A 10,345-nucleotide genomic window follows, 5' to 3' on the forward strand; every position below is an offset into this window, starting at 1 on the left:
AGAGGATGTTTGAAAAGTCCTATTGTCGGTATCAAATAGTTTTAGATCCCCCTAAATCCCCTTAAAAAGGGGGACTTTGATTCCGGTTTCCCCCTTTTATAAGGGGGGTTAGGGGGGATCAAAGTGCCTAAAATCACAGCCAAATACTTTTCAAACATCCTCTAACATCACAGCCAACCACTTTTCAAACAACCTCTAAGAAGTCGGGGATCTTATTGTTCGGGAATTATTAAGTAGGGCTGTTATGTACCGAACCTCGGCTGTCTGCTGTGACAGTATTTTTTATGCAATATCTGAAGATAGTTAAAAACCCTTTCTCTAATCTCCATCTCGCCACCTGCTTAACTCATGAGTTAGGATGACTATATTTTAATCAGATGATATGAAAAGAATAGAAGTTGAGCAAAGAACTATTTTAATTGGTTTGGCAGGTAGCTACGGCTATGGTTTAAATCGTCCTGATTCTGACTTTGATTATCGGGGAGTATTTATCGCACCCAAAAGGTATTATTTGGGATTTGATCGCATAGAACAAAAAGATACTGGTTGGGATGAACCAGGAATATTTCCATTTGTGGATGGTAATAAAGACACAGTTATATATGAATTAAGAAAAATCCTCCAGTTATTAGCGGGCGCGAATCCCAATGTTTTAGAATTGCTCTGGTTAAATAACTATCCTTTTTTAAGCGCAGTCGGACAGCATTTAATCGATCATAAACAGCTATTTCTAAGTACAAAGGTAAAACATACTTACACTGGTTATGCTTTTGCCCAAATCAAAAAGATGGAAACTCATCGTAAGTGGTTGTTAAAGCCACCGCAAAAAAAACCGATACCATCTGACTTCGCTATAGAAGACGAAGCACCCCTAAGTAAAGATGAGCTAAATGCTTTTCTGGAGTATCTTTATAACTTAATCAGAGGACGGATTGAGTTTTTGGAAGAAGCAGAACAATTATATCAATTGCTGACAGCAGATATTGATTTTAAAGGAGTTTTAAAACAATATACTTTACCCGATGAAACTTTGGAATATACCCAAAAGTTAACCAATAGCCGTAAAGATTTTATCCGTCTGCTTCAGAAAAGCCAAAGCTATCAAATAGCTTTAAGAGAATGGAAGGCTTACTTATCTTGGCAGGAGAATAGAAATCCGGCTAGAGCAGAAATGGAAAGAAAGTCGGGTTTTGACCTCAAACATGGAATGCACTGCATTAGATTGTTACGCAGTGGAGTAGAAATATTGCGGCGAGGTGAAGTGATTGTAGATAGGAGAATAGCTGGTGATGTTGAGGATTTAAAAGCTATTTTAAAAGGTGAGTATTCTTATGAGCAGGTGATGAAAACGGCGGAAGATTTGGTCGCCGAAATGGAAATTGTTTGCGAACAATCTGCGCTACCTCAGAAACCTGATTTGGAGCAAATTAATGAGTTGTGTATGGAATTGGTGGAAATGCAGAATTGGTGATTGGGCATTGGGATTAGGGGAGAGGTGATAGGTTACAGGTGATAGGGAATAATCTGTATCCTATTTCCTTCTTCACTCCCCAGTCCACATTAAATACTGTGCATTAAGTCAGCAAAACCGTAGAGGCTGATGATGAGTAATAGGGATGCCGTTAGTTGGGTAATTCGCGTCTGGGGTGAGGGTGCGATCGCTTCCCGCACTAAGATAGAAATAGATGCTCCAACGACTAAGCTCAAGCCTAAGATTAAATAGGGCATGTCGGGTAAAATACTGGCTATTGCCAGCATTGCGATCGCTAATAAGAGCATCAATAATTCTACAAACCTGGGCGGGTTGTATTGGCTAGATAAAACAAAGCTGTTGAACCAAAAAGACCAAAATCTCATAGTCAGTGTTAAGTATTGAGTGCTGAGTTAAGAGGGCTGAGTTAGACTCTGGCAATTTTAGATTTGGAATTTTGGATTTTTCTTCAATCCAAAATCCAAAATCTAAAATCTAAAATTAATTAACCCCTAGCCCCTAACTTTTGACCTGTGCCATTTTTTTGTGCAGTATCACTTTCTGGTAGTTCGACACCAAAAATGCGGCTAAAAACTTTGGCGACTTTGTAGCCAGAATCAATCGATTCTAAGGGGTCTTTCCGCAGTCTGTGACGCAAGCATAGCGTAATTACGCGATGGATATCATCAACTGTAACTTCAGTGCGTCCTTCATAAGCTGTTAAGGCTTTGGCGGCGCGGTTACTAACAATGTCACCCCGTAAACCATCTACATCCAGTTCTGAACAGACTTCAGAAATTTTCACCCGCAAATCATAGTCAATTTTCACTTCTGGCAAAAGCTGTTGAGCATTGACAATTTGCTCTTGCAATGCTTCTTGCTGGGGTTTGTAGTTTTCGAGAAATACTGGCGGATTTTGGTCAAAATCCGCCCGTTGTTCCACGATTTGCACCCGCAAGGCTGGTTCTTTGACTGTGTGAATTTCTGCGTGCATCCCAAAGCGATCGAGTAATTGGGGGCGTAGTTCGCCTTCTTCTGGGTTTCCAGAACCCACAAGCACAAAACGCGCTGGGTGACGGATAGAAATACCTTCCCGTTCTACAGTGTTCCATCCACTGGCAGCGGAGTCGAGTAATACGTCTACGAGGTGGTCATCTAGTAAGTTGACTTCATCCACATAAAGAATGCCTCGGTTAGCCTTTGCCAGCAGTCCTGGTTCAAAAGCTTTGACACCTTCAGATAAAGCTTTCTCGATGTCGATTGTGCCACAAACTCGGTCTTCTGTAGCTCCTAGCGGCAGGTCTACCATTTGGACTTTTTTCTGAGCTACAGGAATTTCCGCCCCTTGTTCTAACAGTTGGCGGACTTCATCGCTCATTAAGTCGGGGTCGCTCGGATCACTACTGAAGGGGTCATTAGCAACCACAGAAATTTCTGGCAGCAGATCCGCCAGCGCCCGGATAGTTGTGGATTTTCCGGTGCCGCGATCGCCCATAATCATTACACCCCCAATTTTGGGGTCAATCACGTTCAATAGCAGCGCCAGTTTCATTTCTTCTTGGCCCACAATTGCCGTAAAAGGAAATACTACGCGACGCGCACTTGCCGTGGATTGAGCAGTTGGACTCACTAAATTACCTTAACAATATTTTTCTTATTACAGTTATTTATTGTGACACAGGTAGGGCGTGGGGGGAATGAGAAAGGAGGAGAAGCAGGGGAGCAGGGGAGAAGTTGCAGTAAGTTTTTCCCCTCTGCCCCTTTGCACCTCTGTCTCTTGTGCCCAATGCCCAATGCCCAATGTCTACTGGGCGGCACTAATGGCTACTAGCTGCGTCAAGCACTTTATAACTTATGCTAGTTCTGCTTTAGTTTTTCTGGTGCAAAAGTTCTATAAGCAGGGAACGAACAACTACCAACTCATTAATCCTGTAGTAAGCATAAATACTTGTAAACTATATGGTTAGTAGATTCAATTATAAAAACTAGTAATGGCGTGTGTGGGTAGATAATGCATCATTTAAATCTATGAAATCACCTTTTATTGTTCAAAGTTGGCGGCGTAGATGCACAGCAGCTTGTCGTCAGACATCGCTCAAATATCTTTTTCCGATTCTCATTTTAATATCCTTTGTTACGGTATTACTGGTAGACAGTTTCATCCCTGCGATCGTTGAAGGTGGGCGCTTCAGTGCGATCGCACAGATACCCCGTCAGGAAATTCGGGGGGTTTGGATGACCACGAATGATTTTGACACCCTCAAGAATCGGGACAAAGTGCAGGATGCAGTGAGTCAACTGCAACGGATGAACTTCAACACAATCTATCCTGTGGTGTGGAATTCTGGATATGTGATGTATCCCAGTGCCCTAGCACAACGCGCAGGTATTCAACCTTTTGTTTACAAAGGTTCAGATGGACATGATATTCTTACAGACCTCATTACTCAAGCCCATCGCAAAGGATTGCTAGTAATTCCCTGGTTTGAGTTTGGTTTCATGGCTCCCCCAACCTCAGAATTGGCACTAAATTACCCGGATTGGTTCACACAAAAGCGGGATGGTAGCCAAACTTCAAACAGTGCGGCTGGTGAGGTGATGTGGCTCAATCCGTTCCATCCACAAGTGCAACAGTTCATCACCAATCTAGTGCTGGAAACTATTACCCAATATGATGCCGATGGCATTCAGTTTGACGATCATACGAGTTTGCCCTACGAATTTGGCTACGATCAATATACAGTTGCCTTGTATACCAAAGAAACTAAAAATGCTCCCCCAACTAATCCCCAAGATCAGGCATGGGTAAAGTGGCGGGCAGATAAAATTACGGCGTTCATGGTACAACTTAACCAAGCGGTAAAGCAGAGAAAACCCCAGGCGATTTTCTCCGTTGCTCCTAATTACTATGATTTTGCTTACAAGTTTCACCTGCAAGATTGGCTAGGTTGGATGCGACAAAATATTGTGGACGAGTTAATTGTGCAAATTTATCGTCCGGATCTGCAAAGTTTTGTGGCAAATATTTCCCGCCCAGAAATTCAAGAAGCGCAACAAATAATTCCAACTGGAATTGGCATTATGACAGGGTTACGAAATAACCCAGTTCCTATGCAGCAAATTAAGTCTCAGGTGCGGGCTGCCCAAGAACGCGGTTTAGGCGTCACCTTCTTTTATTATGAAAGTCTTTGGAACGATGCCCTAGAATCTTTAAACGAGCGACAAGCTGGATTTGAAACTCTCTTTCCATCTCCCGCACTCCGCGCCAGAGCTGAATAACTTTTCTGTTTAAGCTCATATTAATGAGTTCGTAGTAAGGACTTTAGTCCTTATTTTTTAAGCACTAAAGTGCTTACTACAAACTCTCAATACTAACTTAATATAACTTCTTACTTCCCACTCCCTACTCCTAACTCAGTATGACAATCTTCTACCGAAGTACGTTGTCGCATGGCACTAACTAAAGCCTCGTAGCTAGACCAATTTTCTTGTAGTAGAGTTTTTGCTTGGAGAGCATGAAAACGCAGTTTTTGCTGATAAACTGACTCAGAAAAGCCTAACATTGTCAAGACTCCTATCAGCTTGCTTTTATCATCAGTTCCACCCTCAGCATTATTAAAAACCAGGGTTTCAGCAGCAATACCCGCCATCCAAACAGTGCAGTAACGGTCTAGCATTTGGGCGCTGATTTTACCTGCTTCTAGTTGAGATGCTAATTCGCCATCATCAAAGCTAACGCCGCCTTGTCCAGGTTGCCCCTGTTTCCAGGCTTCCCAAGCGCTGAGTGTGTAGCCAGTAACAGGAATACCCAACAGGTAAGCAATCAAGAAATGTCCTGCTTCGTGGTGGACGATGCGATCGCGGTGTTCTTTTGAAAAACCAGCAATCCAATCTACAAAGATAGTACCACCCTTGCCTTGCAAGCTAAAACTATCTAACGTAGCTATGCCTAAAATGGTGAAAGTAGCGATCGCTGGTACTGCGGGCGATAAGTTTAAGAATGGCCCGAGCAGTACCGATAGGGTCATGAGAAAGATAGATATTGCAACTAAATTTAGGCTAGTTTGGCTCATTGAGAGTTTTCTGAGAATCTGCTTAATCTTTCTTTATTATGAGGCGAGATTAGCTACAAAAGGAATGTGATTAAACAATCGTGCATTTACTGAGAATGACTTCCAACCCATTCTGTACCTGTTCAAGTTCTTCACGCTTTTGGTAAATCCACGTCTTTTCAGCCTCACGTTGTTCCAGAGTTTCACTGTGAGCCTTTTCCTGCTGTTCTAGGAGGTTTTCGTAAAGTGCGATCGCTTCTGCTATGACTCGACTGGCTGATTCAACTCGGCTATTAAAGACTAAGCCAACAATTTCATCTAATTCCTGGTCAATTTTTAAGTTATCTAAATTTTGTATTCCTATCTCACAAACTTTGCGTTTTATTTGGTCATTAATTCCATTAAATCCTATCATCCCAGAACCAATTTCTCCAACCATACCAGCAGCTAATGCTGCTAAAATTACAACAGGAGTTAAACCAAGTCCAGCAAATACTATTAATGCAATAGCTGTAGCACCACCTATCCCAATGCCACCCCACAAAGCTCGATCACCAATAAAATTATTTTTTATTCCACTAATTGCTAAGTATAGCGGGTCACTCCAATGAGTTGGTATTTGCTGATTAAGCTTATTAAATTTAGCTTCTATTACTTTTAATATTCTAGCAATCTCCGAATCTAATTTCTCAATATATTCCTTTAAAATACCTGATGTCAGTGTCTTGTTTACCTGGTCATCTATCTCTTGCGATAAATCTATACTAAATTGATTCACATAATCTTGTATGAGTTTCTCTTGATTAAAAACAGGGCTGTGTTTAGAAAACCATTTCTCACTTTTTTCTTTCATGGAGATATGCAATGTTTTACGCCACTCATTATAGGTATTTTTAGCTGGAACACTTGCTTCTTTCTTTAAGTTATTTGCTATATGTCTAATTTTTATATCATAACCGCTTGCTTCACCAATTTGTTCTAATAGGTTATACTTTTCTATTTCATAAATTTTAATTTTTCCATCTAAAGTATCCACTGGTTGATATAGCCCATCTAAACCTTTTTCGATAACTCTATTTATTTGACTAATAGAGTGCTTAATTTTTATTCTTCCACTATCAAATGTCAAAAACTTCTCAAGAGACTGGGTAAAATGTTGGAAGGCTTTCAAATAGTCATCTTCAGTTCCCTGTAAAATTGCATCCAGCGCAGCTTGAGCAGAAATAAAATGAACGCGGTTTTCACCTGCAACTATAGGATTTTGACCTTGTACAATTATTTTGATCCTCCGTTGCACTAGCTCACGTCCTTTTTTGCTACGCACTAAATCTATAAAATTTCCTACTACAAAAAGATTGGTAGCAGGTTCATTTTCTTTACCATGATTTAATTGAGTTTTCACATCCTGGAGTAAGCCCCGTTCTACCTGAGTTAGAGGATGTGAGGCATTAGTTAGGAATATCACTGCATCCGTATTCTTCAGCAGTTTTTGAGTAATGGCGGTGCGGTTAGGGTGTTCGTTTAATCCTGGAGAATCTACAATTTCTACTCCACTATTGCATAACTCTAAATCAGGATGCTCAAAAATAATTTCATCAATTTCATCATCTACTAATTCATCACTCAGACATCCAAGTGCTGCATCTTCTGAAATTGTTACTTTTAGTTGATATTGCTCAAAAGGAATTTCTTCTTCCCGTCCATCTTTATAACGACAGATAACCCGCTTTTCGGTTCCATATTTTAAAACTGTTACCATACCAGTACAAGGAATCTCTCTTACAGGTTGAATTTCTTCACCTAGTAAGGCATTAAGTAAGGTTGATTTACCTTGACTAAATTCGCCTAAAACTGATATCCGAAAGCGCTCGGATTGTATTTTTTGAGATATTTCCTTTACCTCTTCTATCAAATTGTGAGGGAAGAAGCCACGATTCGTACAGTCTTGAATTATCTGAAATAGCTGATAACAACAATTGTCTAATTGTTTACGATATTCTTGGAATTTTCTCAATTCTCCGTAAGATACATTTCTGTGCGGTTTAGTTATTTTGAGCGAAGTATCCATAAAAATTGTGAGGTGATAGAGTTTTTCAAGCTTAGTATGCCCATATTTAGACAAAATTAATTAATATACCGAATAAATACGGTTATCTTTACTTTTTTATACCAGTTAGGCTCAAGAGAATTAGCTTTTAGCAACCTAAAAATATGCTGTTCCAATTTGCGCCTGCAATTCAAGCTGCTATTGATGCTGGTAAATATCTACAGGTCTTCAGCGATGGAGTACCTTTAAGTATGGCTAGAGATGCAGTTAGCGGGCAGTTTATTGCCCATGCTATTGGTGCTACTGTGAACAACAGCCCTTTATCTCCACTGATAGTAGCTTCTAATCTAGTGATGAGTGGAGCGCAGATGTATCAAACTCAGCAAGGCTTTACATCTGTATTAAATGGCTTGCAAACTATACAGACTAGCTTGGGTGTGCTACAAGCAACTACAGCCTTAATTGGGGTGGGAACAGTAGCAGGTGTAGCACTGACAGCAGTAAACCTGCACCAGACACTGAAATTAAGAAAAGAAGTAGAGCAAATGAGGCTGGAAGTCAAAAACGGCTTTATTGACTTAAAACAAGCCTTAAAAGACCAAGGAGTAGAAATTAGGCAAATAATCGAGCAAGTAGCCCAAGATATCAAATTTGAACAACACCGTACAGTTTTAGTGAGGGCGTATGGGGTGTTTATCCAGGCGATGAACCGCTTCCGTTCAGCGATGCAAGTGCAAGATTTTAGCCGGAGAAACGCCGAAATTGATGGTGTGAGGGGAATGTTATTTACGGCTTTAGCAGATTACAGCAATCCGCATCTACTCGAAGAAACCTGTGCAGCTGGCCAATTACGTAGACTCGAATGTGCTTGGGCAATTGAACAGGTGATTGTTGCAACTTATCAAGTGCAGAATGAGGTTTCAGCAGTGAGCGATCGCCTGTCTCATCTCCAAGATAAAATCTGTAAAGATGCTCTCACTGTGATTAATCGCTGTGAATCACATGATGAGCTTGATTTTCTCTTTCCTGAAATTATCCGCATTAAAAATCATGATTTAGCAGTATTGGAATCGTGGCAAAATCATGTTGATTGGATGCGATCGCTTCCTTCATCAGAATTGAAACTTTTAAGTAGTACTGATTTTAATAGTTCACAACTCACTACTAATGCAGATGCTCATCACTCCGCAATCAATTTAGCAGAACCGCCAGAACAATTAGTATATGAGAGTTTAACCGAAAAGTCTCATTTCTATTCGCTTCGTGACCAGTTGTTATTTATATTCGAGCCTGAACTACGTCGAGAATACGAATTTTATATTAGTGAGCAAGCTGTAATTACTGGTCATAAAACATTAGTTGCATCTAATTTACAACAGGCATCAGACCTAACTGTTGCTAATCTTTATTACTACTTTAACATTAGAAATGAATCGAAAGATAAGACAGAAGTCGTTTCAGCTAATTAAAACAGCTATGGCAATTCTGGAAATAACTATTTTAAAGTCCGCCTACGCGGACTTTGTTTGTATATACAGCAGATTTCAACTTCTCTACGAGAGGCTACGCCAACGTGAGGTACAAAAATACTACTGTTCTATTACCATAGACTAATAGAAAAACTCACGCGCTCACAGTGTGATTGTATATTAGGGGTCTAAACAGATTGTTTGTCTGTTTCTAACCTAGTTCCAAACTTGTCACAGCAAAGACGCGATCAATAGGTAAATTAGGAATTTCTTTAGTGTACATCCGAGCCGTTTGAGAGACTGGCTGCAATTGGTAACGTTGAACTAGGTTAATCGCTTGTACATTTGCATCTGGCACATCAAAAAACACTGGAGCATGAGGATTTTCTGCAAGCAAGGCTTGAAATAATGCTTCAGCAATCTGTTCGTCATTAGCAAACAGTGGCCCAATCCGAAAACCTGTATGAGCAGACCGGATAACTCCGTAACCAACAAGATATCCATTTTTGATAAACCCGAAAGCAGTACTTTCTGGCTGTTCAATCCAATGTCGCAGAAATAGCGATCGCTTAGAAGGAAAAAGTTGGCAATCGTAAGCTACCAATTCTTCAAAAGGCACTGTTTTCAGTTCGATGATACCAGCAGGCACAACACCGCCACCGCCACCCACCCCTTGATAACGAATATGGTTATAAGCGATTTGGAAGCCAGACTTTTTGTAGTTATCTTGTTGAGCTACTACACCATCCAAGCCGATGTTACGGTCAGCACCTAGATAGTCAATTGCTGTCTTCCAAATTTTCATACCCAACCCCTGCCCACGAAACTGGGGTTTCACAATGTAAAAACCTAGAATGGCGAAGTGTTGATCGTAAGCAACAGCAGAAATGCACCCGACTGGCTCACCATTCAACTCGCCCAATAAAAAACTGTTCTTGTCAGTTTGATAAAAAGATTCAGCATCATACCTTCCTGGATTCCAACCTTCGCTTGCTGCCCAAGTAATCGCCAAATCAATTTCCGACCTGTTCATTTTGCGGACGATGAAGTTGTCAGGGATCATAATATCTTCTTACTATCAGGCTGTTAACTATTTAACTTCGCTTTCGCAAACCCAGCGATAAGTCTTAATATTTTTATACTCATCTCTCGTAAAATTACATTCTTTCGGATAGAAAATCACTCGAATACTACTGTTCTATTTATGCAACTTCTTGCGCTCGCTCTCTTAGAGGATGTTTGAAAAGTCCTTTTCTTAGTAGCAAAACGTTTTAGATACCCCTAAATCCCCCGATAAATTGGGGGA

8 protein-coding genes are annotated in these 10,345 nt (G+C 40.5%); 3 read left to right on the forward strand and 5 right to left on the reverse strand.

The features are described from left to right. Positions 1-382 precede the first annotated feature (382 nt). Complete coding sequence (locus V7K62_RS12795; RefSeq protein ID WP_334864393.1) at positions 383-1,471, forward strand: nucleotidyltransferase domain-containing protein; 1,089 nt, start codon at positions 383-385, stop codon at positions 1,469-1,471. Between the two features lie 89 nt (positions 1,472-1,560). Here the strand turns inward: V7K62_RS12795 and V7K62_RS12800 are convergent, their stop codons facing one another. Both V7K62_RS12800 and bchI read right to left on the reverse strand, forming a co-directional pair. Next, complete coding sequence (locus tag V7K62_RS12800) at positions 1,561-1,857, reverse strand: hypothetical protein (RefSeq protein ID WP_334864396.1); 297 nt, start codon at positions 1,855-1,857, stop codon at positions 1,561-1,563. A gap of 119 nt (positions 1,858-1,976) precedes the next feature. Beyond that, positions 1,977-3,101: a magnesium chelatase ATPase subunit I gene (gene bchI / locus V7K62_RS12805; protein WP_334864398.1), complete on the reverse strand. Its 1,125-nt coding sequence runs from the start codon at positions 3,099-3,101 to the stop codon at positions 1,977-1,979. A gap of 398 nt (positions 3,102-3,499) precedes the next feature. Here bchI and V7K62_RS12810 point away from each other — a divergent pair, with 398 nt between their 5' ends. Further along, positions 3,500-4,750, forward strand: a complete 1,251-nt coding sequence (locus tag V7K62_RS12810) for a glycoside hydrolase family 10 protein (protein ID WP_334864401.1) — start codon at positions 3,500-3,502, stop codon at positions 4,748-4,750. A 110-nt stretch (positions 4,751-4,860) separates the two neighbouring features. Here the strand turns inward: V7K62_RS12810 and V7K62_RS12815 are convergent, their stop codons facing one another. Both V7K62_RS12815 and V7K62_RS12820 read right to left on the reverse strand, forming a co-directional pair. Further along, the gene (locus V7K62_RS12815) at positions 4,861-5,544 is read right to left on the reverse strand and encodes an ATP-dependent Zn protease (protein WP_334864404.1); all 684 of its coding nucleotides are present in this window, start codon (positions 5,542-5,544) and stop codon (positions 4,861-4,863) included. 70 nt (positions 5,545-5,614) lie between these two features. After that, positions 5,615-7,591 carry a dynamin family protein gene (locus tag V7K62_RS12820; RefSeq protein WP_334864407.1) on the reverse strand — a complete coding sequence of 659 codons (1,977 nt, stop codon included), beginning with the start codon at positions 7,589-7,591 and terminating at the stop codon, positions 5,615-5,617. Positions 7,592-7,734: 143 nt separating this feature from the next. Between V7K62_RS12820 and V7K62_RS12825 the strand changes: the two genes are divergently transcribed. After that, positions 7,735-9,039, forward strand: a complete 1,305-nt coding sequence (locus V7K62_RS12825) for a hypothetical protein (RefSeq protein ID WP_334864409.1) — start codon at positions 7,735-7,737, stop codon at positions 9,037-9,039. 211 nt (positions 9,040-9,250) lie between these two features. Here V7K62_RS12825 and V7K62_RS12830 read toward each other — a convergent pair whose 3' ends face one another. Next, positions 9,251-10,102 carry a GNAT family N-acetyltransferase gene (locus V7K62_RS12830; protein ID WP_334864411.1) on the reverse strand — a complete coding sequence of 284 codons (852 nt, stop codon included), beginning with the start codon at positions 10,100-10,102 and terminating at the stop codon, positions 9,251-9,253. Between the last annotated feature and the right edge of the window lie 243 nt (positions 10,103-10,345).

Source organism: Nostoc sp. (assembly GCF_036917935.1).
Lineage (GTDB): Bacteria > Cyanobacteriota > Cyanobacteriia > Cyanobacteriales > Nostocaceae > Nostoc.